Origin of the sequence: Vibrio sp. Isolate24 (genome assembly GCF_022398215.1) — a bacterium.
Taxonomy (GTDB): Bacteria; Pseudomonadota; Gammaproteobacteria; order Enterobacterales; family Vibrionaceae; genus Vibrio; species Vibrio coralliilyticus_A.
Map to the genome: position 1 here is coordinate 50,418 of NZ_JAKEUU010000010.1, position 25,165 is coordinate 75,582.

The following is a 25,165-nucleotide window of genomic DNA, read 5'->3' on the forward strand; positions in this document are numbered from 1 at the left end:
TGTTGGACTCATGACACTGCCGATGATGTACTAAGTCATACATACAAAAACAAAAAGGGACGCTTTAGCGTCCCTTTTTGTTATCCAGCAGATTTTTCACACAAAACCCGCTTATAAATCCAACGGATTTATAAGTTTAACTATTTAGCTAAAACCTTATCTTTTAAGGCTTTTGTTATAAGTGTTTAGACAAAATATCCCAGTGCGCATAATAGAAAAATAGCGCAGCCAAGGTAATCAGCGTCATGAGTGTGATCGCAGCTCGCCAAATAAAGCGACTACTACGTGGCGTGAGCTCTTTTTCACACTGATCACACACAGAGAGAAAGTCATGACTGCTTTCTAATTTATAATCTTCTTCATGTACAATTTTATTTCGGATGGTAGCGATATAGCGCAGCTTATCGATCACATCATGCGGTAATCGCTCTTCACAGCTGGTGATCAACTGATGCAATCCCTTTCCTTCAGCGTGATATTGCGTGCGAAGCAGCTTTTCAATTTTACGTGTCCTTGTCACCACTTGTTCGATATCAGACATGGCTTCCCTCCATCACTAGTAAGTCTAAGGGGTGAAACTGGCTTCTTCCAACCAGTAGTTTAGTCAATAACAATCTGTCTCATTACCTACTATATAGCCCCATTTTCACTGTCCTTTGCAAGTAAATTAATGTAAAGGAATCAACGACTAGCCTTATCAGCATAATGACAAAATTACTACTAGCGTGTGATGTGTCTCGAAGAATGATACAAAGGACAACAACAGAGGCTCACAGTTGTGTTCAAAGCCCCAACCTGAGTCCAAATTAGCACTAAAATAACCCATCGGCTTTTTGGGGAGAGCGACAATGCCATTAACGTTATTTATCGCTATTATCGTGTTTGTTATAGCCAGCGGCTGGGCGTTTAGTCGATTCTATCGTCGACATATTCAAGGAGAAGATGCGCCAGAACAAACCGCAGATGTGACTGTACTGGATAAACAGTCTATAGATATTCAGGATACTCAACCAGGCCAAGAGGATCAGGAGTATTGGATCTACGTACAGAAAGGGCGTTTAGGGCCAAAGCGTGAGTTTCAGGTTGGCATTCATTATTTCCACGCTTTAAACCCTGGTGATAAAGGCACACTGACCTACCAAGGTGATAAATTTATCCATTTTGCCATGAAGCGCTAACCTAGCGCTTCACCATCTTGAGCATATTGTTTTTCGCCATGCTTTCGGCCACGTCATCCGGCAGCGCTTCCAATACTTCATCCCAACGAGATAACAATTCACCCGTAATTTTAAAGCGACCTACAACATCAGAGCCAATCATGAAACGATCGGGATACTCTTTAATCAACGCCACCCACTCTTTCTTTGATTCAGGGCTCGCCAGTATCACATCACGTAAGCTCCAAGATGCCAAGATGTAGAGATTATCGTAATCATCCAGCAGCTCGCTGACTTCATCGATGAGAAAAGACAAATTCTGACGTCGTAGCAGTGTCGAACTCGTCCCCGCGTGCGCCCAGATAAAGTTGGTTTTGCTGTTTTCTTCTAACGCCTCCACCAGCTCATGCTTGTACAACGGGTGCGTTTCTCGCTCAGACGTGATATTGGTGTGTAGAATCACCGGCATTTTGTGCTTCGCCGCAACCTGATACACCTTCATCAAAGCAGGATGATTGGCTCTGGCTTGTTCGCCTAATGTCAGCGCAGACAAGCCATCATGACGAGTCAGAATCTCACCAATTCCTTTCCAGAAACCGGGGTCGCTTTCAATCATCTGTTCGACTTGTTCCGCTGCGAACATATCCGTAGGGTTAAAGCCAGTAATAAAAGGAAACAGTCGCTCTTGATGCGGCGAGTCTTTCAACGCTCGGTAGAGAATCTCATCGGTACGTGAGTAGTAATAGACGGGTGAGTCATCGCCAAATTCATAACGTGGCGCGACAGGATCGTGAGCATTCCACTTTTTCATAATCGGCAGACCCATTACAAACGCATGTTCAATGTTGCTTTGATCCATCTTATGCACCAGATATTTGATGCCATCGGTACGCTGAAAAAAATCAACATAATGGATCTCGGCATCATTAAAACCGCCGTCATACCCGTAGGCAAATGGGGCTACTGACAACATTAAGCTCGCTAACCATTTTCTGTTCATATTCCCTTCCTGAACTAGTATTACCGCTCACCTCACAGCGATTAAGTATTCAATATAACAATTAACCTGATGATTGAGGCAGATTCATGCCATGTTTTAGACATAAACCTTTTTAATTTAATCGGTTACGGTTTGGAAACACAGACAAGCACCAATCAGTGGAGATTAGCTGACAACGAGAGGCAAGAACATGAGCACTCTATCTCTCATACCACTACCTTTGCTCAACACTGGTTGAGCAAAGGTAGCAATAAAAAAGTTGACCAAGGTGTAACCTTGGCCAACTTTTAGCCATAGAATTGTTCTTAATTTAAGCAGCTGCTGTCTGGTTCACCTTAGGTAGCTTGATGGAAATCAGGGTAGTCAGCGCAAGAAATGCGAAGGAAACCCATAGGCACGCAGCCAAACCTGCAACCTGGAATATCCAACCTGACAGCACTGTACCAATTAAGCGCCCCATGGCATTCGCCATATAATAGAAGCCGACATCCAGTGATACGCCATCCCCTTTGGCATAGCTGACGATTAGATAGGAATGCAGGGACGAATTCACCGCAAACACCGCGCCAAAAATCAAGAGTCCAACCACGATAACCAACTGAGGTTGCCAGCCAATTTGCACTGCGTAAGCAATTCCCGAGGTGATCACCGCCAACAAGCCAGCCCACATCAGCGCTGCACTGCCGTCAGGGACTTTACCTTGTGCTTTACCGGTGATCTTAGGGGCAAAGCCTTGGACAAAACCATAAGCAATCACCCATGTCGCTAAGAAGCCACCAACCCAAAGATGATCCCAGCCAAACACGCTGCCCAGATAGATAGGTAGAGCGACAACAAACCAAACATCTCGTGCCCCAAACAGGAACATACGTGCCGCAGACAAGATATTGATTGAACTCGACTTAGAAAAGATTTGGCTGAATTTAGGCTTGTTTTTGGCTTTCCCCAAATCACTTTCAAGGCCGATTAAGCTGCCGGTCAGAACCAGTGTTAATACACCCGCCATCAGCAGCACCGCGTACTTAAAGCCAATCAGAGACAGCAATAGGCCACCGATGAAGAAGCCGACACCTTTAAGGGCATTTTTTGACCCCGTCAGAATCGCAACCCACTTATACAGTGCGCCTTGCTGCTCATCAGGCACCAGTGCCTTAATGGAACTTTTGGCACTCATCTTATTAAGGTCTTTGGCAATACCAGACAACGCCTGAGCCAGCATCACCCAAGGTATGGTCAGCCAGATATTGGGAACTGCGAGCATCGCCAGTGCCACTATCTGCATCGCCAGTCCAAGGTTCATGGTTTTGTTTAAGCCAAGCCTCGCGCCAAGCCAACCACCAATCAGGTTGGTTACCACGCCAAAGAACTCGTAGAACAAGAACAAGGATGCGATTTCTAATGTACTGTAGCCCAGATCATGGAAATACAGCACCACCAGCATTCTCAATGCGCCGTCAGTAATGGTGAAGTTCCAGTAATTGAACGTCACCAGCATATATTGACGTACACTCTTACTCAGATTTGCGATCATAGAGTACCCAATTTTCTCTTATGTACAGCGATGAGAGCTTTTGGACACCTATGATCCAAAAGCCCCTCAAGGGATTATTTCGCCGCGACTGCGTTGATGTAATCGACCTGAACAGGTTTGGTAAAAGCACCCGGACGTAGCGCCTGCACCTCTTTGACAATGTCGCTCAACGGCCACTGTTTTTCTAACAGTAGATGTGCGGCCAGCAGGCCCGTACGACCTGACCCGCCCATGCAATGCATCGCAACTTTACCGCCATTATCGACAACCTGATGCAGCGCAGAGCTGGCTTGCTGCCATTTCACGGCAAAGTCATCACCCGGTGCGCAGTCATCTTCAATTTCAATCTGAAACCACTGCATACCTAGTTTTTCTGTCGCTTCACCAAGCTGAGCGACACTTTTGTTCTCCAATTCTGTGTTATCCAGCGCCGTCACTATCGCTTCAACACCTTGCTCTTTTAGCTGCACAAGCGAAGCTTTCAGATCAATACCTTTAGTACCCGGACAAGGAGTAAGTACTAACGCACCTTGCTCAAGGTCCAATTGCCAAGTCGGATGTGTCATCTCAATTACTCCTTATGCCAAGCCCACTTTACGTACCAACTCAGCGGTACGTGTTGCGTAGCCCATTTCATTGTCGTACCAAGCGTAGATTTTCACCATGCGGTTACCTACCACCATAGTCGACTGGGCATCAACGATGGTTGAACGTTGGTCGCCTTTATAGTCAATCGAAACCAATGGACGCTCTTCAAAACCAAGAATACCGTTCAATTCACCTTGTGATGCCTCTTTAAGCAACGCATTCACTTCTTCCGCTGTGGTATCACGTTTCACATCAAAGATGATGTCTGTGAGTGACGCGTTAGCCAGAGGAACGCGCACCGCATGGCCGTTAATCTTGCCTTTCAGATCTGGGAAGATCTCCACAATCGCTGTTGCACTGCCGGTCGTTGTCGGGATAAGGCTCATGCCACACGCACGCGCACGGCGCAAATCTTTATGTGGCGCATCAAGAATAGTTTGCGTGTTGGTCAGGTCATGGATAGTGGTAAAAGAAGACTGCGCGATACCTAATTTCTCATGAATCACTTTAACCACTGGCGCAATACAGTTAGTCGTACAAGACGCTGCCGTAACAATCTGATGCACTGCTGGGTCAAAAATATGATCATTCACACCCACCACAATGTTCGCCACACCTTCCTCTTTAACCGGCGCAGAAACCACGACTCGTTTCACACCTTGAGCTAGATACTTGTTAAGAAGCGAGGTTTTACGGTGTTTGCCGGTCGCTTCGATCACGACGTCACAACCAGACCAGTCGATAGCATCGATGTCTTTCTCTTGCGTCGTTTTGATAACCTGACCGTTAATCAAAATGTTATCGCCTTCCGCTTTGACTTCGTGATTCCAACGTCCTTGAACTGAATCAAACTCCAGCAGGTGTGCGAGTGTTGCGGCATCACCCGCCACATCATTGATTTGGACAAACTCCAGCTCTTCCCAATCAAACGCCGCCCGTAGCGCTAAACGTCCAATACGACCAAAACCGTTAATTCCGACTTTAACTGTCATCTTTCTATCTCTCTTATTTCAAAATTACTGGCAGCAAACAGGACGAGCCTGAATAGCATGAAGTCTTTCTATATCTTGTTGGTACTCTGTTTTCAGGCAGTTAGACGCGACAAGATCATCAATCAGTTTTTTCATCCAACCAGGTAAATCTGCGGATAAACGATAAAACACCCATTGGCCCTGACGAACGTCAACCAGAATTCCACTCGATCGTAACTGAGCAAGATGACGAGAAATTTTCGGCTGGCTTTCTTGAAGGGCTTCTGTCAGCTCCCCGACCGATAAACATTCTTCACGTTCTATCAGCATCAGGCAGCGAACTCGGGTTTCGTCGGATAATAATTTGAAAAACTGATGTGGCAGCATTTATACATACTCATATACGGATATGCGTATATATTTATTTAAATAAAAGTGAAGATCAATGTCCCTGTCAGATTGTCATAAAATATTCACACAATGGAGAAGCCGCTTTACACGAGGCGGTTGATATCCTGACTCCAGCGCTGCGCCTCTGAAATGCGCGGCATGACATCATCAACGGAAAGGTTGAGCTGTTGACACGCATCTTGCATACCCTGCCAGTCTGCGCGTTCATAGCACTCTTCCAATCCAAGCAAGATGCCATAAGGCCCTTGGCGCTCAAGTAAAGCGACCTTAATCGCCTGATTAAGAGGTAATTGCTGAACTAACTCTTCAAGCGATAAATCCAGTAAAGCGTCTAGAGTAGAGAATAGACCTATCAAAAACGCCTGTTCACGGAACTGGCTGAAAGGGTTTTCGTTCGCCATCAACTGGCAAAACTGAGCTCGTTGTAAGGAAAGGTTATACAGCTCTTTAGGCTTTTTAGCAGAGATAAACGACGCCACCGCCAGTGAGACAAAAATACGTAGCTTATCTTCGCCAAGGTATACCAAAGCTTGCCTAAACGATGAGATGGTGACTTCGAGCCTCTCCGACATCGTATTGACAAAGCGAAGTAATTTGTAAGATAGCGCAACGTCTTTGGCCACTATGGCTTCAACCTTCTCGAAGTCGACATTGGTCTGACATACTTCACGAAGCAACTCCATCGCAATCACCTGTTCAGGGCTGATGTATTGCTGACGAATGATTTCAGGTTTACTGAAGAAGAAGCCTTGAAAAAACGAAAAGCCAGCAGAGCGTGTAGTTAAGAACTCTTCTTCGGTTTCCACCCGCTCCGCAAGAAATTTACGTCGAATACCCCGGGAGCGCCGTTCTTTGACAAATTCGCAAGCCGCCTCTAAACCCATCGCCATGATATCAAGTTTAATGATCTGCACGAACGGCAGAAAGCGCTCCCATTCAGGGCTATATACAAAGTCATCTAAAGCAATGATGTACCCTGAGGAATTGAGCTCTTTGATTGCCTCATACAACTCATCCGTTGGCGGGCAGGTTTCCAACACTTCCACAACAATCTGCTCTTTAGGCAGCACAAGTGGTAAACGGCGGATCAGGCTCTTATAAGGGAAGTTAATAAAACTGCGTGATTGCGGCAAAGCGGGATTCATACCCAGAGATAGAAAGTTCTCAACAATTAAACGATACGTTGCACGGTTGGAATCGACATGAGCTGGGTATGCATTGTTTTCTCCGTCACGGAACAACAATTCATAGCCGAGAGTTTGTCTTTTGGCGTTAAAAATGGGCTGACGAGCCACATAGGTATCGCGCATTCGCTATTACATCCCCAAATACTATGCTTTGGCAGCCGCTAATAATGCCCCACAACCGACAAACATGGAACCAAATACCTTGTTGATCTTACTCATAATCTTATCAGAGCGGATAAAACGCCCCAATTGGGAGGCTAACGAGGTGTATCCTAGCATCACAATCGAATCAATCACGACCGTCGTCACTCCCAACACTGCCAATTGCGTCAGTTGATCTTTGGCTGGGTCAATAAATTGCGGGAATAATGCAACCAAGAACACGATCGATTTAGGGTTAGTCAGGTTAATCAGTACGGCGTTGCGCATTAAGGTTTTACCCGACAGGCTCTGCCCTTCAGTAGCGGTAGCCAGCCCCGACGTATCACGCCACTTCTGAATACCTAGCCATACTAAGTACGCCGCACCCACCCATTTAATCACTGTAAAGGCTGTTGCCGATTGAGCCACCAAGGCACCAATCCCGGCCCCAACCAACACAATGTGCAACGCCAGACCAATCTGAAGCCCCGCTATTGCTGACAAAGATTTACGAGTTCCGTAACTCAAACCATTACTGATTGAATTGACGGTGCCTGAACCTGGTGCAAGGCTGAATACCACTGCGGTAACGACATAGGCTAACCAAACATGCATATCCATCGTGTTTTCCTCTCGACTAAAATACTTTAGCCACACATAATTTAGACGTGTTCACTTCTCTGTATTGAAAGCAGGCCCCCGATATCATGAATGAATCGAGCTTCAGCATTAAGTCACCTTATACTCAAGAGTCGAATTTTGAGCAAGCAATCAATAGCAATATTGCTCAATTCTGGCACTCTCGTGAAGAAGGGTTTATTAAATCATTTGATAAAACCCGGCTGTTCTGGGTGAAACTTACCTCTTCTGAGCACACCAAAGCGATCGTCGTGGTTAATGGCCGTATAGAGTGCACCTGGAAATATCAGGAATTATTCTATGACCTGTTCCAACAAGGCTATGATATCTATTCCTTCGACCATCGAGGTCAGGGCCTGTCAGATCGACTGATTGAAGACCAGCAAATGGGTTATGTCGAGGATTTCGAAGACTATGTGCAAGATTTACATGGTTTGATTCAGCACTTTGACTTAAGTGGTTACGATAAACGTTACTTGCTCGGCCATTCAATGGGAGGCAATATCGCCACTCGTTACCTGCAGAGCTATCCAGATCATTCATTTTCGGCGGTGTCACTCAGTGCACCCATGTTTGGCGTCAATCTGCCCTGGCATCTAAAACCAATCGCAATCCCCCTTGGCCAAATCATGACAGCGCTTGCGCCTAAGCCGACTTTTGCCCCCGGTCAGGCTCCCTATTACCCAAAACCATTTGACGGTAACTTCCTCACTCAAAGCCAGATTCGCTACCACTGGTTTCGTGATCTCTATGAAAAAAAGCCTGAACTGAAAATTGGTGGTGCCAGTACACAGTGGGTATGGCAAGGGTTGATGGCTGCCAAAAAGTGTCACTTGATGACTCGCCATATCAAGATTCCATTGTTGTTACTTCAAGCCAGCGGTGATCAAATTGTTTCTAATCCAGCCCAGATCAAATTCATCAAGAAATTAGCTAAAACCAATTATCAATGTGCGCTCAAAATCATCTACAACGCTCGTCATGAAGTATTGTTTGAGAAAGATGAATATCGCGATCAAGCCTTGGACGCTATCCTATCTTTCTTCCATCAGCATTGATAAAACAGGAAACAATGGAGAGTGAACTTTACCCTCTTTTTCCCCTTTCAGTTCCAGTAGAATGACGGTTCTGCCTTTCCGGGGGCTATTAACGCATTACGCATGAGGGTGATATGACAGACACACACAAAGAGACGCCTTTCCAATTGGTTGCTTCCGACCTTGATGGTACTTTACTGGCCCCTAACCACCAGCTCAGTGAATTCTCGAAACAAACGCTGAGTGAACTGCATCAGAAAGGCTACACCTTTATCTTTGCGACAGGTCGTCACCACGTCGATGTAGCGGGCATCCGAAAGCAAACGGCGATCCCAGCCTACATGATCACTTCCAATGGGGCTCGGGTTCATGATCAGCATGACAACCTGATGTACAGCCATAATGTCCCATCAGAACTTGTGCAGCCAGTGATCGATGTGATCAGGCAAGATCCAGACATTTTTATCCACATGTACCAAAACGAAAGCTGGCTGCTGGACCGTGAAGACGACATGCTAGCGAAATTTCATAGCGACTCCGGTTTTGCCTATCAACTCTTTGAAGCAAAGGCCGCACCCACAGACGGGATTGCAAAAATCTTCTTCACTCATCCAGCCAAAGATCACGAGCACTTGGTTAAGTTTGAGCAACAGTTAAATGACAAGTTTGGTGACCAGCTCAATATCGCGTTCTCCACACCTTGGTGTCTTGAGGTAATGGCCGCTGAGGTATCGAAAGGAGAAGCCCTTAAAGTTGTCGCTGAGTCTCTCAATCTGACACTGGAAAACTGCATTGCTTTTGGTGATGGCATGAACGATGTCGAAATGTTGTCAATGGCAGGGAAAGGCTTAGTGATGGAAACGTCCCACATTAAAGTAAAACAGGCTTTACCAGAGAATGAAGTGATAGGTAGCAATGCCGACGATGCGGTCGCTCACTACCTACATACTCACCTGTTCTAGTCAGAGTACTTCCTTCTCTAGGATCGCCTGCCATTCCTGCTCAGTCACCGGCATGATCGACAGGCGATTGCCTCGCTTCACTAGCGGCATGTTCTCTAGTTCTGGCATCGCTTTCATGACTGACAAAGGAATTAATCGCTTGGTCTTACGCACGAATTCAACGTCGACCATGACCCAGCGAGGTTTGTCTGGTGACGACTTAGGGTCAAAGTAATCACTCTCAGGATCAAAGGCAAAATGATCCGGATAAGCCTCTTTGACGACTTTTGCGATCCCAGCCACACCAACCTTTTTACAAGAGGAGTGGTAAATCAATACCAAATCACCTTCTTTCACCTCATCTCGCATCATGTTGCGCGCCTGATAATTACGCACACCTTCCCAGCAAGAGATATTTTGTGTTCGAAGTGTGTCAATAGAGAAAGTGTCAGGTTCTGTTTTGAATAGCCAATATGCCATAATGACGTCCGAATGATTTTATGATGAGGAAGATATAGCATGAAGGCGTTAAGAAACCCAGTCGCACTCACGATCTTACTGGCCCTTCAGGCCTGTTCCGGTTTTCAATCCGATGCAGAAAAGTTACAGGCTCCACAAGCGTCACTGAATAACCCTTCCTCAATCAAACCTCAGACTTTTGTTATGCGTGGCGAAGTCGTCCTTGGCCATGAAGTCCGCTCCATTGTCCCCTGTGGAAGCCAACAGCAATATTGGTTGGATCTACCTGCAGACCGTTTCCAGCAAGGAATGAAGCTCGTACGCTCGCCTTATGCACCCTTGTATGGTGAAGTGATTGGTCATCTTGAAGCCCCAGGGAAAGAGGGCTTCGCTGCTGACTATGCAGCACGCTTTGTAGTCGACAAAATCAACTTACTCACAGCTGAAAACCCTCATCGCTGCACTCAACCAACTCAACCCACCAAAGCATTCGGTAATGAACCGTTTTGGTCGGTACAATTTGTGGGTAATGCTTTGAAATTCACTGTGATGGGTGAGGAAGCACAACAATTTGAACTGACCTCAACCAAACTTGAAGCTGATCGCCGCCGTTATACATTCCAACAGGGTGAATTAGAGCTAAATCAACGCAGTTGCAATGATGGTATGAGTGACAGTCTGTATGGTTGGCGTGCTTCGTTAAAGGTAGGAGAGAAAACCTATCGCGGCTGCGCCACACTGTCTAATCAAGACGCCACTCAGCAATGGGCCGACACGTACCAAGCGCAAGCCAGTCAAAGCTCTCCATTTAGCGTTACTTTGTCTATGAACTCAGATCACACTGCGAGTACCACTTATCATTATCCAAATGGCGGTGCAGATACCGTAGAGAAAGGTTTCTGGCAACAGTTAAACCGCCATCAAGTCCAGGTTGTAAGTACTCACCTACAAGGACAGGAATTAAAGTCAGAGCGTATCTACACCAAAAAGAACAATCAATTGAATGCTGCACAGGAAAAAGTAGGTGACGTTATCTATGATATTGCCGATGGTGGACTGACACTTTTTAAGGCGAACGACGTCCACTTGCCCCCTACCACCAGTGAGAGCGGTAATAAAATTCCATCCAATGCCGAATTCAATCCCCAGGTTGATCGGGCATTACGTGACTACTTCAAAAGCGAAAAACAAGATCCAACGGGAACACGTTACCGCTGGCTCACCTATGATCTCAATGGTGATGGCCAAAAAGAGCTACTGGCTCAGTTAGACTGGTGTGGCTCAGGTGGTTGCACTTTATTGATTTTTAACCATGTTAATCAGAAGTGGCAATTCAACAGTCGCATCACGCTGGTTCAAACCCCATTAAATCTGGGGACACAAGAGCATCATCATTGGCGTGACTTGGTGATGTTTGTCAGTGGCGGAGGTGCCGTCCCGAATCAACATACGTTGCAATTTGACGGTAACCAATACCCACTCAATCCAAGCATGGCTCCAGTGGCAAATTATGATGACATCAGCCCAGTTCAACTTTTTTCCGATGGACTGACGCCACATCAGGGTGGAGTCACACTTTAATATGGAAGCCCTCACTCCATGCCCAGGCTGTTTACTAAACTATAATTGTGTATGTGAGCACTTACCCTCCGTGAGTGCTTCTTTTTATATTGCAACACTCATACACGAAAATGAGCAACACCGCGTAACCAATACCGGACGCTGGCTACTCAAAGCCGTTCAACCAAGCAGCCAACACGTTTGGCAACGTACACTGCCCTGCCCTGAACTGAGCAGACTCATCTCAGATGAACAATACCAACCACTGTTGGTGTTTCCCAGTGAGGAAAGTCAGCCTCTGAAGGCTAAGGCTGAGAACGCCAGCCAGCAAGGAAGAATACCACTGTTCATTATTTTGGATGGGACTTGGCAGGAAGCCAAAAAGATGCTGCGCAAAAGCCCATGGCTCAGAGAATTGACAACCGTTCACCTCGCTCCTGAGAGTGAGTCTTGCTACCAGCTCAGACGGAATCAGGAGGCGGGAAACCTCTGTACACTGGAAGTAGGAGCGGAAATCATCCGCACTTTAGGGCAACAACATCAAGCTGAGCAACTGCGTGCATTTCTCCGCCACTACATGCAAGCATTCCAAGCTGACAAAAGCGGCCACCGATTAAAATAGCCAAATGCCTTGTTTATAAAGGCATCACTTAGCTCTCAATCAACAACAGTAACTCTGACAAACTGGCAATCTCAACATCAGGTAGGGTCCGAGCCCTACGATGCTGCATAAGGCTGGCATTCTGATCATTAAACCAACATGCCGACAAACCGCTACGCTTGGCGCCTTGGACATCACTCACCAAATGGTCACCTACATGCAAAATGCGATGAGCAGGGCATTGAAGATGTTGGGCTGCTTTATTAAACATCTGTGGATGGGGTTTAGCATATCCATCGGGGCCCGCTTTGAGGATTAAAGAAAAGTACGGGGAAAGACCGATGCGCTCTGCATCCACATTACCATTGGTGATTGCGACTAAAGGCATGCGTTTAGCCAGTTGCTGCATCACTTGATGCGTTTGCTCTGGGACTGAAAAATCACTGCGTAGACGGAGGACTTCTTCAATCGCTTGCTCAGCAGCATGCTTAGCCTCGGCTTGCTCATAACCAAGGCGATAGAGGCCTTGTTCAATCTGAGTCTGACGCCATAGCGTCATATCATTCATCAGCCAGCTATCGGCCTTTGCTAACTCCATCTTCAATTCACGCCACCAGCTTGAAGGCTTACTGGCAGACAACGGATGATGCTTGTGCAGCCAAGTCGTCACCTGTGTCTCGACTCGACGTATCACTGGGCGGTTGTCATACAAGGTGTCATCAAGGTCAAACGTCATCGCTTCAATGACCGGCAGCTGACGATAGAAATGCATTACTCGCTCTCTTTCTTTTTGGCTCTTGGATGAGCTTGGTCGTAAACATCAGCAAGGTGTTGGAAATCCAAATGCGTATAGATCTGAGTAGTAGAAATATTCTCGTGTCCTAGCAATTCCTGAACGGCTCTGAGGTTATTACTTGACTCCAACATATGAGTAGCAAATGAGTGACGAAGTTTATGCGGACTAATATGGCTCGCAACAGACTGCTTTTGTCCCCATTCAGCCATACGTTTCTGCACATTGCGATGCGAAATCCGTACACCCAGTTTAGACACGAACAGGGCAGTTTCATCGGCATTAGCCAATGCACTACGAACTTTGAGCCACTTTGCTACCCACTCCTCCGCCATCCCAGCAAAAGGCACTTTGCGCTCTTTGTCGCCTTTACCTACAACGCGTATCTCACCCGATGATAGACTCACATCGCGAACATCAACACTAACCATTTCCGCCAGTCGTAAACCAGCCCCATACATGAGTTCCATCATGGCGCGGTCACGTATCGCCAACGGATCATCTTCGTTAACTTCGAGTAACTGACCCACTTCATCCACATCAAGATTCTTGGGTAAAGGCCTTTTCTTACGTGGAGCCGACACCCCTTTAGCAGGGTTTGCAGTCAACTCACCACGCAGGATTAGGAAATCAAAAAAACTACGCAGCGCCGACAATCGGGTCGCTAAGCTGCTCGCTTTCATGCCATCACGCATGCCTTTGCTTGCCAGTTGACGCACCCAAGCCGCATCGACCTGAGACCAATCTTTCAATCCCATAGAGACTAGGTGATGGGCCATGGTTTCCAGTTGTTGCTTATAGTTACGCTGGGTATGAAGACTCAGCCCTTTCTCACTTCTCAAATACTCGTAGAAGCGATTGAGAGGGCTTTGGAGTCCGTTAGGCAGAGGTATTACTGAGTCGCTCATGGTCATCGCTTTGCCATGGAAGGGTTTCAATCAAATGCGAAAGCACCAGAGCAAGATGGCGCAAGAATAAGGTGTCCATGTGCGGCTGGAAATGCCCCCCATCACTGCTGGAAAAGGCTAAGATACCTTGTAATGTTTTCTTGTTCAGTGGCAACACAACGTAAGACCCCATCTCTGGCGCACGCGTTGTTTCACCAAACAACAACTCTCGATCCGCTTTACGCATTCTTCCCAAATAAGCGCTTTTACCATTGAGATGATTGGTCGCGAATCGGTGATAATTGTCTTTATCGAGCGAATAATACGACGATTCACTGTCTAGCAAACGTACATAGGCGACTAAGCCTAGAGATTTCGCCATTTCTTCCACGGCTTTTATCGCAGGAAGCAGCGCCTCACAAGTCAGAACGTGCTCCTGTAGGCTCATAAATTCATGAAAAGTACGATCATTGTTTTTCGCCAGCGACATCAGAGTCGTGATCTCTTCTTCCAACTCTTCGATACGTTGGCGCTGCCTAGTCATTTGGACGTGGACCAACGAAACGGCGCCCTGCTCCTGATTGGGTAAAGCAAGGCGATCAACTAAGTCACGTCGGGTACTAAAAAAATCTGGGTTGTCACGTAAATATTCAGCAACAACCTCTGCGGTCAGCGCATCCGCTTCAATCTGCGACACGTTCGTTCCTTTAATTATTTTCTTATTAACAGCTTAGCTGACCATCGAATACATGTGTGGCTGGGCCAGTCATGTAAAGTGGTTTACCTGGTCCTTGCCAGCTAATTTTTAGCGATCCACCGGGCAGATTGACGGTGACCTTCTCATCCAACAGTTCCTGCACAATGCCCACTGCAACCGCACCACAAGCACCACTACCACACGCCTGAGTTTCTCCGGCACCGCGCTCATAGACTCTGAGATTGACTTCATTGCGACTTAACACCTGCATAAAACCCGCATTGACTCTTTCAGGAAAGCGTTCGTGAGATTCCAGCAGTGGGCCTAAAGTATCCACATCGGCGGTTTGAATGTCATCAACCACGGTCACAACATGAGGATTACCCATGCTCACTGCACCGCAGAACAAAGTTTTGTCTTCAGCTCGTAAGATGTACGTTTTCTCGGTTTGTTTGGCTTTGAACGGGATCTTACTTGGCTCAAATTCCGGTACACCCATGTTAACCGTCACCTGATCGTCTTCCTCGATATTGAGAACCATCTTGCCTTTTTTAGTGCTGACACTGATGCTGTATTTATTGGTCAAACCTTTCATACGCACAAAGCGGGCAAAACAGCGCGCACCGTTACCACACTGCTCCACTTCGCTGCCATCGGCATTGAAGATGCGGTAGTGGAAATCGGTTTCGGGATCATAAGGGGCTTCCACCACCAAAAGCTGGTCGAAGCCGACTCCTGTATGACGATCCGCCAAGCGACGGATCAAATCAGGAGAAAAGAAGATGTTCTGAGTAATGCAGTCAACGACCATAAAGTCATTACCCAAACCATGCATTTTAGAAAAGTGGAAATGCATAAGACGCCAATTACTCCGGAAGAATGTTTTCTAGGGCCCAAAGGCTCGACAGCTCTTCACGCTGACGTACTAGGTGAGCTTTATTGCCATCCACCATCACTTCAGCGACCCGGGTACGTGTATTGTAGTTCGATGACATCACAAAGCCATACGCACCAGCTGAACGAACCGCAAGCAAGTCATTCTCTTGCAGCACCAAAGCGCGATCTTTACCAAGGAAATCGCCTGTCTCACAAATAGGGCCAACCAGATCGTATGTCACAGGTTCCCCTTGACGAGGAGTAACAGGGACGATGTCTTGCCATGCTTGATATAAAGCCGGACGCATCAGGTCATTCATCGCAGCATCGATAATGGCGAAATTTTTATGTTCGGTATGTTTTAGGAATTCAACCTTGGTCAGTAACACCCCAGCGTTAGCAGCGATAGCACGGCCCGGTTCAAAAATAAGTTCTAGATCTTGGTGATTCTTCAGTCTGCCTAGAAGTGCTTTGGCATACTCAGAAGGCTCAGGTGGTAATTCATCGCGATAAATCACACCTAGACCGCCACCCACATCAAGGTGTTCAATATTGACACCTTGCGCTTTTAAATCATCAATAAGCGCCAACAAGCGATCAGTGGCATCAATAAACGGTTCAATATCTGTAAGCTGAGAGCCAATGTGGCAGTCGATACCTTTGATTTCCAAATTCTCGAGACTTTGTGCAAACTGATATACCGCAGGCGCGCGATCAAAGGCAATGCCAAACTTATTATCACGCAGACCCGTTGAAATATAAGGATGCGTATTGGCATCAACATCTGGGTTAATGCGTAGTGAAATAGGCGCTTTCACCCCTAGCTCACCCGCCACCTTGTTAAGGCGCTCTAGTTCCGGTTCAGATTCAACATTGAAACATTTGATACCCAATTCTAGGGCGCGTTTCATTTCAGCCGCTGTCTTACCCACACCGGAGAAAACCACTTTATTTGCTTGACCACCTGCAGCAATAACACGTTCCAGTTCACCACCTGAAACGATATCAAAGCCGGAACCTAGACGAGCCAGCGTATTGAGCACACCTAAATTCGAATTCGCTTTGACCGCATAACACACTAGGTGTGGGTGCTCACCCACGGATTTATCAAATGCATTCCAGTGACGCTCAAACGTTGCGCGGGAATATACGTATAGTGGCGTTCCAAATTGCTCTGCTAAGTCTGTCAGTGGAACATCTTCGGCCCAAAGTTGGCCATCATCCTGATAGTTGAAGTAATCCAAAATGCTATCCCTTATGTTGTTATTTATTGTTGTGAAGGCTGCTCATTCTGGGAGGCATCTTCGGGCATATAAAGAGGACCTGTCTGACCACAGCCGGCCAAACCCAGAACAGATAAAAGAAACAGAGCGATGAGTGATTTTTTCATGGGTTGTGTCGTGATTAATCTTTCAATGCCCCCTATAATCGCACCACACTCAGGAAAAGCAATAGGATAAAAAGATGAACGAGACTGAATTTCATCAGCAGGCAGATGTTCAAATGCAAATCATCGAAGAAATGATTGATGATTCAGGCGCGGACATTGATTACGAAACGTCTGGCAATGTAATGACTCTAGAGTTTGAGGATCGCAGCCAAATCATTATTAATCGCCAAGAACCAATGAAAGAAATCTGGCTGGCATCCAAATCTGGTGGCTTCCACTTCGCAATGGTCAACGAGCAGTGGGTTTGTTCCAAAACAGGCCTAGAGTTGATTGCGATGGTTAAGCAGGAATGTGAAAAGCATTCAGATGAAGAGATCGAGTGGGTTTAATTCCCTGTAAAACTCCGATACAAAAAAGAGCACATAACGTGCTCTTTTTCATCGATTCGAATTACGCATTCACCGCCCGACTTGGCTTGGAATAGTTCGCGCCATCATTACGATATGGCACGATATAAGAATCCCCTTCTTCAGGGTGAACAATTTGATAGTACTGCGGTAAATTAAAGTTAATAAACTGAGTCGACAACTGATTGTCATCTTTGACTGACGTGTAAAAACTATTCACACTGGCGATCATCTCATCTTTCATACCACTGAACTGATGGTATACCTCAACGCGATTCGCTTCATCCAGCACGTAAATATTGAAGCCCTGTTCAGAATCTTCAAAGAAGAACTGAATTAGCCCCTCACTGGCAAAACTGTCAACGATCTCCGGCAACTGGTAGTCCTGTTCTTTGTCCAAGACTAGCAACGGCGGTCCTTTTAACTTGCTGGTCGAGATGCAGCGATAGAAATCAATAGAGTTTTCCAACATCTGCACAGACACGCCCCGACGCTCAAAAAACAAGCCATAGGTTTGCTGAGCAATACGCAGCGCTTTAAAGCGACGACGCTTCTCTTGTTCAATCGGCTTGAGACGTAAATCTATGCACTCCGCCAGTAGTTGATACACCATATTGCGCATCACACCACGTAGATTTTTACTGTAGCAGAACACATCAACCGACTCAGGAGGCAACGCATCTTGGTGCATTTTACCCAGAATGGTCTTCAGCGCATCGAGCATGGCCGTTTCACCTTTGAAATGCAGCGTACGGACTTCATGCCAAGAGTTGCGATACACCAGATCGACACTACCGACCAGACAAGTCTGCTTTGAGCCGAAGCTAAAAATATCGGTCGTTTTCAGATCTACCTTCAGAGCACGGCCACTCAGCTCCGCTGTTGGGTCATCCTCAAAGTTGATGAACATCGCCAGTTGGCTAATTTCACAAGGACTCGCCAGGGCCTGCATCGTTGGGCGGCGTTTACGTAATGAGAAGGTATTACGCAAATCACTGACCATCTGATAAAACTTATCAATATCCAGATGAGCATCGCGAACCACTGAGTGCAGACGCGTCGATTCTGTAATCAAACCATTAAAGAATGACCAAGCAACCAACTTACTGAGATATTCATTGTGCTCAAGGAATGGTTGACCAAGGATACGATCGGGCTGAAGGGGTTGCTTATAGAGATACCAACCCGCTCGGTTTGTACGACCCGGCCTGACTTCAATAAAGCTCAGGTCTGGCTCGTGTAAGTCAGGAGAAATTTGCGGGTTCAGCAAAGTTACCTTACCCGGTAAAACCTCAAACGCCGCATAGAGCTTACGCGCTAGGATACTGATGTCTTGTGGACTGATGGCAGAAGTGATGTCATTACGACGAGCAAATTGAATCAGGTTGCGGTAGCTCAACATCAAAGCATCAAGCAAAGCATGGTGAACCACTTTAACTTGCTCTACTTTCCAGTTACGGCGATCGTCCAACTCAACAAGCACGGAGTGGTCCCAATTCCATGTTTTGATCATGTCGCTCATCGCTTCACGGCGCCAAGCAACGGAACCCATTCCAGGTTCACGAGACAACTTCTCGTGCGTTTTGAGATAAAAACAGCGACGTACCAAATCAAGACGATTGTAGTCCCCAATGCGTTCAAGATAGCGGGTCACCTTTTCAAGCATCAAGTAGTAAGCATCCATGCCGTAGAGATCTGGCTCATGAGCAAAGAAGCGACGTTTGGTATCAAGACTGAGAAGTTGCGTATGAGGGTATTCCCATGAATACGCTTCAAGCAAGATGGCTTTTAGCACGGACTTATATGGAGAGTCGATGCTCTTATACAACTGCCATAAGTTCGAGCCAAAATACTCTTCAGCCGGAATGCGATTCAACTGACCAAAATCAATCCATTGTGAGCAATCAATGTAACCTTGGCTGCACAGATCACGTACGTATTCGTCGTAGCACTCTTCCATCTCTGGTGGCACGATTTGCCACAACAAACGCTGGCCCGCAAGACGAACCGCGGAACGATAGAATTCATCCAACAATAGTAGGTGCTGGGATGAGCCACAGTTGTCCCCTGTCATTTCTTCAGAACGATTGGTGCGAAAACGTTCTTCATCCATCAGGAAGAAGTTCGCCTCAACCCCTTGGCTCTGAGCCCAATCGGTGATCAACAAACATTTATTGGTCAGGCATTCTCTTTCTTCACAGCTCATTGAGGGAGATACACATACCCAGATATCGAGATCGCTTGAAGTGCTCTGCCCAATGGAAGAAGTACTTCCCATGGTATACAAGCCAAGAATAGCGGGCTCAACGCTGGTTCGAAGTGACTGACCAATCGTCAATTCTGTGTCTTCGACAAACTGCTGTTGCACCTCATTAAATTCGAGACCGTATACACCAAAAGGGACTTGGGAGTCGTAATAACCTGGGATGACTGGATGATTGAAATGAAGAAGAGTGGGAATAAGATGGAATACACGCTGACTTTGCATATCCATAAGAGCCAGCGCGCGCTCAATACGCTGCTGGTTTAGATTATCAAGTCTTTGAATAAGCGTCTTTGTATAAGCCTGCAAGGGTGATTCCTTGGTTAATTCCTAACTGTGCTCTGACGATAAATTGCTCTAAAGCACTAACAAAACGTGATCAATTTAACACTTTTATTTCGTTTGGTAAAGAAATGTACGATCGAATCGACACTGTTTTGTTCATCAATATTCTCGCGACATAGTGTGGTATGTATCTACCTTTTGTAATAATAGCCCATTTTACAAACGAGATACTCATCACACTATTTTGAATATTTTCTGCTAGCCCAATAACTCACTTTCAACGAGACGATCTAGCAGGAAGACTTTTTCTTAGAGAATGGTAGGATTAGCCTCATCTAAACTGTTATCCAAAGACCATCATGACACAATCGACTCCAATTCGAATTGCCACACGCAAAAGCCCTCTCGCCCTTTGGCAAGCCTATTATGTACGAGATGCACTTCAAGCTGCACACCCCGGCTTACAAGTTGAACTTGTCACCATGGTCACCAAAGGTGACGTTATTCTCGACACTCCTCTGGCGAAAGTTGGAGGTAAAGGTTTATTCGTAAAAGAGCTTGAAGTCGCCATGTTAGAAGGACGCGCAGATTTGGCGGTCCATTCAATGAAAGACGTGCCCGTTGATTTTCCAGAGGGCTTAGGGCTGGTCACGATTTGCCAACGTGAAGACCCGCGTGATGCTTTCGTATCCAATACCTACAACAACATTGACGAATTACCACAAGGTGCAGTAGTGGGTACTTGCAGCCTGCGTCGTCAGTGCCAGATTAAAGAATATCGTCCTGACTTAGTGATTAAAGAGCTTCGCGGCAACGTTGGAACGCGTTTGGGTAAACTTGATGCCGGAGAATATGATGCAATCATCCTTGCCGCAGCAGGCCTAAAACGCCTCGAACTTGAAGAACGAATCCGCAGCTTTATCGAACCAGAGCAATCTCTGCCTGCTGTAGGACAAGGGGCTGTTGGCATTGAATGTCGCCTTAATGACGAGCGTCTGATCAAACTACTTGAGCCACTCAACCACAAAGATACCGCCGATCGCGTTCTGTGCGAACGCGCCATGAACCTCACACTAGAAGGTGGCTGTCAGGTGCCTATTGGTAGTTATTCTCTTCTAGATGGTGATGATATTTGGCTTCGAGCTCTAGTCGGTGAGCCCGATGGTTCAAAGATTGTGCGTGGTGAGATCAAAGGTCCACGTACCGAAGCCGAAAAGCTGGGTGTCACTTTAGCCAAACAATTACTTGACGATGGTGCGCGTGATATATTGACTAGACTGTACGCGGATCACGAGTAAGCCGATGGCAGTGTTAGTCACTCGGCCCGGTGAACAAGGCCGCGAACTCTGCCATCAACTCAATCGCGCAGGAATCTGCGCGTTACACCATTGTCTTATTGAAATTCGACCTGGGGAAGATCTCCCCGGCATTTCATCTCAGCTCGCACAATTCGACCTCATTATTGCTGTCAGTCAACATGCGGTAACGCTCACACAAAAGGCTTTCCTACCTCAACAAAAATGGCCGAAAGCAGCGTCCTACATTGCCGTCGGTCAAAAAACCGCACATGTTTTAAGCAAACTTAGCCAGCAAAAAGTACACTACCCTGACGTTGGTGACAGCGAGCACCTGCTCAAGCTGGACATACTTAAAAACGTCAAAGACAAAAAGGTGGTTATCCTAAGAGGCAATGGTGGTCGAGAACTCATCTATGAATCGCTCAAATCCAGAGGGGCTCAAGTTCGCTACTTTGAGGTTTACAAACGAGAAAACCTCGCTTTTGACTCAGATTTGTTGGTACCTCTATGGCAGGATAAAGACATTCAACAATTAGTCATCACCAGTTCAGGTCAGCTAAGTTACTTTGTATCTCAGCTGACGCCAGCGCAATTGAACTGGGCATTCGGGTTGCAACTCCATGTACCGAGTGAACGTATCGCGAATGAAGCGCAACAGCTGGGGTTTCTCCATGTAAATAATACCGGCAGCGCTTCCAATAAAGATTTACTGGCTACTCTCCGGCCAAAGTGAACAGGACAAGACCAATGACAAGTAAAAATAAAAACGACCACATTGAACCTGAGAAAGACCAAGAAACAGCGTCACCTGCTGAGACTCAACAGTCTTCCAATGATACTTCCAATGCGTCTGAATCTCCCTCTACGTCTTCCGATAAAAAGTCTGAGCCTACAGCGTCAACAGACACTGCCAAACAAGAAAAAAATGCAAAGCGCGGGGTTAAACTCGGTGCTGTCGCCATCGTGATTTCACTGATATTTGGTGGCGGCTTAACCATTCAGATGGAGCAACAAAGCGCTCAATATCAATCCCAAATTGAATCACTTAAAACACAACTAGAGCAAACCACAGCCTCCGTTAAGCAAGACCTCATTGCTACTCAGAAAGTAACCTTAGAAAAAGCAACGGAAATCACTCATAAAACCGAAACCGCTTTATCGCAACAGCAGAAAAGTATCGAAAGCTTGCAACTTGCAATTGCTGATGTCAAAGGCCGTCGCCCCAACGATTGGCTACTTGCCGAGGCAGACTACCTCGTCAAACTAGCAGGCCGTAAGTTATTTCTAGAACATGATGCAGTCAGTGCCACTAAATTGATGGAAAGTGCCGATCAGCGTATCGCAGCACTGAATGACCCAAGCTTGGTGCCGTTACGTAAATCAATGGCCAATGACATTACGAAGCTTAAGTCTGTGCCCATTATCGACCGCGAGGGCCTTGTTCTCAGATTAACAGCACTACAACAGCAAGTTGACAGCCTACCGTTAGCCAATGCCATTCTTCCTGAGGCACCAGAGCAGAAAGAGCAACAGGTCTCCGAAGACATCTATGATTGGAAAGATAACCTGATGACTTCACTCAAAGACTTCTCGGAGAATTTCATTACCTTCCGCACTCGAGATGGCAATGTCATTCCTCTGTTATCGCCTGAACAACATTTCTATCTTAAAGAAAACATTAAGGCCAAATTAGAAACAGCGATTAAAGCGGTGTACGTTGAGCAGCAAGATATTTATCAAACAGCATTAACCACTGCCGACAAATGGTCGAGTGCATTCTTCAACCAAGACGCCAACACCGTTATCGAGTTCAATAAAACTCTGGAAATGCTAAGCAAGCAGAATGTACAAGTCGACTACCCGGTGAAACTTGAAACACAGCAAATTCTGTCCGACGTGATTCGTGATCGCCTGCGCCGTGAAGTCACCACTCTGGTTACGGAGGAAAAATAATGTTCAGAATCATTTTTCTCTTCGTTGTCTTAGGGGCTGGGCTGTTTGCCGGAACCCAATATGCGGGTCAGCAGGGCTATGTACTAATTTCGGTGGCCGATAAAACCATCGAGATGAGTGTCACAACGCTAGTAATCTTCATTATTGCAACTTTAGCCGCACTCTTTGGCTTGGAATTTTTAATCAAGAAAACGTTCTCGGCCAGCTCAGCAACTTGGAACTATTTCAGTGTGCGTAAGATGCGCCGTTCTCGCCGCTATACCAATGAAGGGATCATCAAATTACTTGAAGGTGACTTCAAGTCGGCAGAGAAGAGAGTCACTCGCTGGGCTAATCATCACGACATGCCCCTACTATGCTACTTGGTCGCTTCTGAAGCAGCTCAAGGAATGGGCGATAAGAAAAAACGTGATCACTACTTAACGCTGGCATCTGAGCAGGAAAATGCTCAACTGGCCGTTGAATTGACCAGAGCAAAACAGCAGGTAAGAGAAGCGCAATACACACATGCCTTAGACACCCTAACCAAACTAAAATCCGACTACCCAGAAAACCGCATTGTTCTTAACCTACTTAAGACTGTCTATGTCGAGCTAAAAATGTGGCAGCCACTGCTGGACACCTTGCCTACCCTAGCAAGAAATAAAATCATTTCGAAAGATGAGCAGGAGCAATTGAACCAACGTGCTCAGTGCGGTCTGTTAAAGCAAGTCGCTGAACAAAAAGGCAGTGAAGGGCTGATCACCCATTGGAACAGTCTTGCCCGTAAACAAAAAAACGATACTCATTTAGTCGAATGTTTTGCAAAACAGCTAATGGCTCGTAAAGCAGACAATGAGGCCTTCACGTTGGTAAAAGAGAGCCTTAAGAAACATCCAGCTTCCAACCTATACACTTTATTACCCGATATGAATTTGGCCGATGAACATCCAGCTATAGTCTTCCTAGAAGAGGCTCTCAAAAAAGATGGTAACAACGCCCACGCACACAGTGCCCTTGCTCAGTTCCATTTAAGAAATGAAAACTGGTCTGAGGCACAACAGCATTTAGAAAAAGCGCTTTCTGTTCGCTCAAGCGTAGCGGATTATTCATCTTTAGCTGATGCGTTAGAAAAACAAAACATGACGAAGGCTGCTCATGAAGTATCAAAGAAAGCATTGACGTTAGTCCAAGCTTAGCACCCTAGCGATATTATCTTCAGCCGACCTGATGGTCGGCTTTTTTGTGCGTGTAAGACTAAGATTCGTGACTACACCTAGTCATCAAACTAAGTTGTTCCACACAACAAATCATTATAAACAAAGGCTTCATCACTAAGGTTAGTCGCCTTAGAATGACAAAGCATTAAGAGTCAAAGGCCGGAGATTTATCGTGGGAGGCTCTGCCACTTTTCGAATAATCGACACCATTGTCTCTAAACAACAAAACCCAGCCTTCGGGCTGGATTTCTCAATAAATGACTAGCAGTAGTGGAGAGACTTAGTTCAGGATTATGGACAGCTGGGAGGGGAGTCGTTGGTCACAGACCAACAATAATATTTTATATACGAAAAAGCCCTAACATTTCTGTTAGGGCTTTCTCTGAATAAGTGGCGGAGCGGACGGGACTCGAACCCGCGACCCCCGGCGTGACAGGCCGGTATTCTAACCAACTGAACTACCGCTCCGCACTGGTTAGACTCTAAGTCTAAATTTAAAGCCTGGCGATGTCCTACTCTCACATGGGGAAACCCCACACTACCATCGGCGCTATTGCGTTTCACTTCTGAGTTCGGCATGGAGTCAGGTGGGTCCACAACGCTATGGTCGCCAAGCAAATTCTTTATCAATTTGCTCGCAAATTCAAACGCACTTTAGTGCGGCCCTTTAGGGTGAGATTTGCTTGCAAATCGAATAATTCGGAAAGCTGTTATTGTGTTCTCTACACATTCAAATCTGTTCTTGCTTTGAGTCCATCAAAACCCTTTGGGTGTTGTATGGTTAAGCCTCACGGGCAATTAGTACAGGTTAGCTCAACGCCTCACAACGCTTACACACCCTGCCTATCAACGTTCTAGTCTCGAACAACCCTTTAGGACCCTCAAGGGGTCAGG

At 46.3% G+C, this 25,165-nt stretch carries 25 protein-coding genes, 1 tRNA gene, 2 rRNA genes and 1 pseudogene; 10 read left to right on the plus strand and 19 right to left on the minus strand.

Going from position 1 to position 25,165, the window contains the following annotated elements:
* Positions 1–175 precede the first annotated feature (175 nt).
* Positions 176–541 carry a DUF4145 domain-containing protein gene (locus L1D23_RS20585; RefSeq protein ID WP_239838992.1) on the minus strand — a complete coding sequence of 122 codons (366 nt, stop codon included), beginning with the start codon at positions 539–541 and terminating at the stop codon, positions 176–178.
* A gap of 307 nt (positions 542–848) precedes the next feature.
* On the opposite strand from L1D23_RS20585, the gene L1D23_RS20590 reads away from it, so the two are divergent.
* A complete protein-coding gene (locus L1D23_RS20590; RefSeq protein ID WP_239838991.1) occupies positions 849–1,178 on the plus strand; it encodes a DUF2500 domain-containing protein in 330 nt (109 codons plus the stop codon).
* 1 nt (position 1,179) lies between these two features.
* Here the strand turns inward: L1D23_RS20590 and L1D23_RS20595 are convergent, their stop codons facing one another.
* From L1D23_RS20595 to rhtB, 7 genes are all read right to left on the minus strand, one after another.
* Positions 1,180–2,157: an amidohydrolase family protein gene (locus L1D23_RS20595; RefSeq protein WP_239871227.1), complete on the minus strand. Its 978-nt coding sequence runs from the start codon at positions 2,155–2,157 to the stop codon at positions 1,180–1,182.
* Positions 2,158–2,467: 310 nt separating this feature from the next.
* On the minus strand, positions 2,468–3,688 hold the full coding sequence (arsJ, locus tag L1D23_RS20600) for an organoarsenical effux MFS transporter ArsJ (RefSeq protein WP_239871230.1): 1,221 nt from the start codon (positions 3,686–3,688) through the stop codon (positions 2,468–2,470).
* A 74-nt stretch (positions 3,689–3,762) separates the two neighbouring features.
* Complete coding sequence (locus tag L1D23_RS20605) at positions 3,763–4,254, minus strand: cyclin-dependent kinase inhibitor 3 family protein (protein ID WP_239871235.1); 492 nt, start codon at positions 4,252–4,254, stop codon at positions 3,763–3,765.
* 12 nt (positions 4,255–4,266) lie between these two features.
* Complete coding sequence (locus L1D23_RS20610; protein ID WP_239871238.1) at positions 4,267–5,268, minus strand: ArsJ-associated glyceraldehyde-3-phosphate dehydrogenase; 1,002 nt, start codon at positions 5,266–5,268, stop codon at positions 4,267–4,269.
* Between the two features lie 24 nt (positions 5,269–5,292).
* A complete protein-coding gene (locus L1D23_RS20615; protein ID WP_239838985.1) occupies positions 5,293–5,634 on the minus strand; it encodes a metalloregulator ArsR/SmtB family transcription factor in 342 nt (113 codons plus the stop codon).
* 107 nt (positions 5,635–5,741) lie between these two features.
* The gene (locus tag L1D23_RS20620) at positions 5,742–6,968 is read right to left on the minus strand and encodes an HDOD domain-containing protein (RefSeq protein ID WP_239871240.1); all 1,227 of its coding nucleotides are present in this window, start codon (positions 6,966–6,968) and stop codon (positions 5,742–5,744) included.
* Between the two features lie 21 nt (positions 6,969–6,989).
* Positions 6,990–7,607: a homoserine/homoserine lactone efflux protein gene (gene rhtB, locus L1D23_RS20625; protein WP_239871243.1), complete on the minus strand. Its 618-nt coding sequence runs from the start codon at positions 7,605–7,607 to the stop codon at positions 6,990–6,992.
* An 86-nt stretch (positions 7,608–7,693) separates the two neighbouring features.
* Here rhtB and L1D23_RS20630 point away from each other — a divergent pair, with 86 nt between their 5' ends.
* Positions 7,694–8,683: an alpha/beta fold hydrolase gene (locus L1D23_RS20630; protein WP_239871246.1), complete on the plus strand. Its 990-nt coding sequence runs from the start codon at positions 7,694–7,696 to the stop codon at positions 8,681–8,683.
* A gap of 113 nt (positions 8,684–8,796) precedes the next feature.
* Complete coding sequence (locus L1D23_RS20635; protein WP_239838981.1) at positions 8,797–9,624, plus strand: Cof-type HAD-IIB family hydrolase; 828 nt, start codon at positions 8,797–8,799, stop codon at positions 9,622–9,624.
* Here the strand turns inward: L1D23_RS20635 and L1D23_RS20640 are convergent, their stop codons facing one another.
* A complete protein-coding gene (locus L1D23_RS20640; RefSeq protein ID WP_239871249.1) occupies positions 9,625–10,083 on the minus strand; it encodes an EVE domain-containing protein in 459 nt (152 codons plus the stop codon).
* A 39-nt stretch (positions 10,084–10,122) separates the two neighbouring features.
* On the opposite strand from L1D23_RS20640, the gene L1D23_RS20645 reads away from it, so the two are divergent.
* Positions 10,123–11,643, plus strand: a complete 1,521-nt coding sequence (locus L1D23_RS20645) for a hypothetical protein (protein ID WP_239871252.1) — start codon at positions 10,123–10,125, stop codon at positions 11,641–11,643.
* Position 11,644: 1 nt separating this feature from the next.
* Positions 11,645–12,244, plus strand: a complete 600-nt coding sequence (locus L1D23_RS20650; RefSeq protein WP_239838978.1) for a DTW domain-containing protein — start codon at positions 11,645–11,647, stop codon at positions 12,242–12,244.
* 28 nt (positions 12,245–12,272) lie between these two features.
* On the opposite strand, the gene yigB is transcribed toward L1D23_RS20650, so the two are convergent.
* From yigB to L1D23_RS20680, 6 genes and pseudogenes are all read right to left on the minus strand, one after another.
* Positions 12,273–12,995 carry a 5-amino-6-(5-phospho-D-ribitylamino)uracil phosphatase YigB gene (gene yigB, locus L1D23_RS20655; RefSeq protein WP_239871254.1) on the minus strand — a complete coding sequence of 241 codons (723 nt, stop codon included), beginning with the start codon at positions 12,993–12,995 and terminating at the stop codon, positions 12,273–12,275.
* Positions 12,995–13,924 (minus strand): tyrosine recombinase XerC, encoded by a 930-nt coding sequence (gene xerC, locus L1D23_RS20660; protein ID WP_239838976.1) that lies wholly within the window; start codon positions 13,922–13,924, stop codon positions 12,995–12,997. Before xerC ends, yigB begins: the two co-directional genes overlap by 1 nt.
* Positions 13,896–14,600: a DUF484 family protein gene (locus L1D23_RS20665; protein WP_239871257.1), complete on the minus strand. Its 705-nt coding sequence runs from the start codon at positions 14,598–14,600 to the stop codon at positions 13,896–13,898. The genes xerC and L1D23_RS20665 overlap by 29 nt, the downstream gene beginning before the upstream one ends.
* Before the next feature lie 25 nt (positions 14,601–14,625).
* The gene (gene dapF, locus L1D23_RS20670) at positions 14,626–15,456 is read right to left on the minus strand and encodes a diaminopimelate epimerase (RefSeq protein ID WP_239871260.1); all 831 of its coding nucleotides are present in this window, start codon (positions 15,454–15,456) and stop codon (positions 14,626–14,628) included.
* A gap of 10 nt (positions 15,457–15,466) precedes the next feature.
* Complete coding sequence (gene lysA / locus L1D23_RS20675; protein ID WP_239871263.1) at positions 15,467–16,720, minus strand: diaminopimelate decarboxylase; 1,254 nt, start codon at positions 16,718–16,720, stop codon at positions 15,467–15,469.
* 23 nt (positions 16,721–16,743) lie between these two features.
* Positions 16,744–16,961, minus strand: a pseudogene (locus L1D23_RS20680) (lipoprotein).
* On the opposite strand from L1D23_RS20680, the gene cyaY reads away from it, so the two are divergent.
* The gene (cyaY, locus tag L1D23_RS20685) at positions 16,941–17,255 is read left to right on the plus strand and encodes an iron donor protein CyaY (RefSeq protein ID WP_239838972.1); all 315 of its coding nucleotides are present in this window, start codon (positions 16,941–16,943) and stop codon (positions 17,253–17,255) included. The pseudogene L1D23_RS20680 and the gene cyaY sit on opposite strands and share 21 nt — an antisense overlap.
* A 61-nt stretch (positions 17,256–17,316) precedes the next feature.
* Here the strand turns inward: cyaY and L1D23_RS20690 are convergent, their stop codons facing one another.
* Positions 17,317–19,845, minus strand: a complete 2,529-nt coding sequence (locus tag L1D23_RS20690; protein WP_239871266.1) for a class I adenylate cyclase — start codon at positions 19,843–19,845, stop codon at positions 17,317–17,319.
* A gap of 335 nt (positions 19,846–20,180) precedes the next feature.
* On the opposite strand from L1D23_RS20690, the gene hemC reads away from it, so the two are divergent.
* From hemC to L1D23_RS20710, 4 genes are read left to right on the plus strand one after another with little or no spacing between them, the layout of a single operon-like run.
* Positions 20,181–21,119 (plus strand): hydroxymethylbilane synthase, encoded by a 939-nt coding sequence (gene hemC / locus L1D23_RS20695; RefSeq protein WP_239871269.1) that lies wholly within the window; start codon positions 20,181–20,183, stop codon positions 21,117–21,119.
* A 4-nt stretch (positions 21,120–21,123) separates the two neighbouring features.
* Complete coding sequence (locus tag L1D23_RS20700; RefSeq protein ID WP_239871273.1) at positions 21,124–21,852, plus strand: uroporphyrinogen-III synthase; 729 nt, start codon at positions 21,124–21,126, stop codon at positions 21,850–21,852.
* Between the two features lie 14 nt (positions 21,853–21,866).
* Positions 21,867–23,072, plus strand: coding sequence for a uroporphyrinogen-III C-methyltransferase (locus tag L1D23_RS20705; protein ID WP_239871276.1), 1,206 nt, complete (start codon positions 21,867–21,869; stop codon positions 23,070–23,072).
* Positions 23,072–24,250 carry a heme biosynthesis HemY N-terminal domain-containing protein gene (locus L1D23_RS20710; protein WP_239871279.1) on the plus strand — a complete coding sequence of 393 codons (1,179 nt, stop codon included), beginning with the start codon at positions 23,072–23,074 and terminating at the stop codon, positions 24,248–24,250. Before L1D23_RS20705 ends, L1D23_RS20710 begins: the two co-directional genes overlap by 1 nt.
* A gap of 412 nt (positions 24,251–24,662) precedes the next feature.
* Here L1D23_RS20710 and L1D23_RS20715 read toward each other — a convergent pair.
* From L1D23_RS20715 to L1D23_RS20725, 3 genes are all read right to left on the minus strand, one after another.
* Positions 24,663–24,739: transfer RNA gene (locus tag L1D23_RS20715), tRNA-Asp, on the minus strand.
* A 31-nt stretch (positions 24,740–24,770) separates the two neighbouring features.
* Positions 24,771–24,886 (minus strand): 5S ribosomal RNA (gene rrf, locus L1D23_RS20720).
* 162 nt (positions 24,887–25,048) lie between these two features.
* A 23S ribosomal RNA gene (locus tag L1D23_RS20725) occupies positions 25,049–25,165 on the minus strand; the annotation flags it as partial.

What these genes read in the sequence shown, in the direction of transcription:
- L1D23_RS20645 (WP_239871252.1), top strand. Translation starts at nt 10,123, where the DNA reads ATGAAGGCGTTAAGAAACCCAGTCGCACTCACGATCTTACTGGCCCTT.
- L1D23_RS20635 (WP_239838981.1), top strand. Translation starts at nt 8,797, where the DNA reads ATGACAGACACACACAAAGAGACGCCTTTCCAATTGGTTGCTTCCGAC.
- L1D23_RS20585 (WP_239838992.1), bottom strand. Translation starts at nt 541, where the DNA reads ATGTCTGATATCGAACAAGTGGTGACAAGGACACGTAAAATTGAAAAG.
- L1D23_RS20595 (WP_239871227.1), bottom strand. Translation starts at nt 2,157, where the DNA reads ATGAACAGAAAATGGTTAGCGAGCTTAATGTTGTCAGTAGCCCCATTT.
- L1D23_RS20610 (WP_239871238.1), bottom strand. Translation starts at nt 5,268, where the DNA reads ATGACAGTTAAAGTCGGAATTAACGGTTTTGGTCGTATTGGACGTTTA.
- L1D23_RS20710 (WP_239871279.1), top strand. Translation starts at nt 23,072, where the DNA reads ATGTTCAGAATCATTTTTCTCTTCGTTGTCTTAGGGGCTGGGCTGTTT.
- xerC (WP_239838976.1), bottom strand. Translation starts at nt 13,924, where the DNA reads ATGAGCGACTCAGTAATACCTCTGCCTAACGGACTCCAAAGCCCTCTC.
- L1D23_RS20650 (WP_239838978.1), top strand. Translation starts at nt 11,645, where the DNA reads ATGGAAGCCCTCACTCCATGCCCAGGCTGTTTACTAAACTATAATTGT.
- L1D23_RS20615 (WP_239838985.1), bottom strand. Translation starts at nt 5,634, where the DNA reads ATGCTGCCACATCAGTTTTTCAAATTATTATCCGACGAAACCCGAGTT.
- L1D23_RS20700 (WP_239871273.1), top strand. Translation starts at nt 21,124, where the DNA reads ATGGCAGTGTTAGTCACTCGGCCCGGTGAACAAGGCCGCGAACTCTGC.
- hemC (WP_239871269.1), top strand. Translation starts at nt 20,181, where the DNA reads ATGACACAATCGACTCCAATTCGAATTGCCACACGCAAAAGCCCTCTC.
- L1D23_RS20605 (WP_239871235.1), bottom strand. Translation starts at nt 4,254, where the DNA reads ATGACACATCCGACTTGGCAATTGGACCTTGAGCAAGGTGCGTTAGTA.
- cyaY (WP_239838972.1), top strand. Translation starts at nt 16,941, where the DNA reads ATGAACGAGACTGAATTTCATCAGCAGGCAGATGTTCAAATGCAAATC.
- L1D23_RS20620 (WP_239871240.1), bottom strand. Translation starts at nt 6,968, where the DNA reads ATGCGCGATACCTATGTGGCTCGTCAGCCCATTTTTAACGCCAAAAGA.
- dapF (WP_239871260.1), bottom strand. Translation starts at nt 15,456, where the DNA reads ATGCATTTCCACTTTTCTAAAATGCATGGTTTGGGTAATGACTTTATG.
- L1D23_RS20705 (WP_239871276.1), top strand. Translation starts at nt 21,867, where the DNA reads ATGACAAGTAAAAATAAAAACGACCACATTGAACCTGAGAAAGACCAA.
- arsJ (WP_239871230.1), bottom strand. Translation starts at nt 3,688, where the DNA reads ATGATCGCAAATCTGAGTAAGAGTGTACGTCAATATATGCTGGTGACG.
- yigB (WP_239871254.1), bottom strand. Translation starts at nt 12,995, where the DNA reads ATGCATTTCTATCGTCAGCTGCCGGTCATTGAAGCGATGACGTTTGAC.
- L1D23_RS20630 (WP_239871246.1), top strand. Translation starts at nt 7,694, where the DNA reads ATGAATGAATCGAGCTTCAGCATTAAGTCACCTTATACTCAAGAGTCG.
- rhtB (WP_239871243.1), bottom strand. Translation starts at nt 7,607, where the DNA reads ATGGATATGCATGTTTGGTTAGCCTATGTCGTTACCGCAGTGGTATTC.
- L1D23_RS20640 (WP_239871249.1), bottom strand. Translation starts at nt 10,083, where the DNA reads ATGGCATATTGGCTATTCAAAACAGAACCTGACACTTTCTCTATTGAC.
- L1D23_RS20590 (WP_239838991.1), top strand. Translation starts at nt 849, where the DNA reads ATGCCATTAACGTTATTTATCGCTATTATCGTGTTTGTTATAGCCAGC.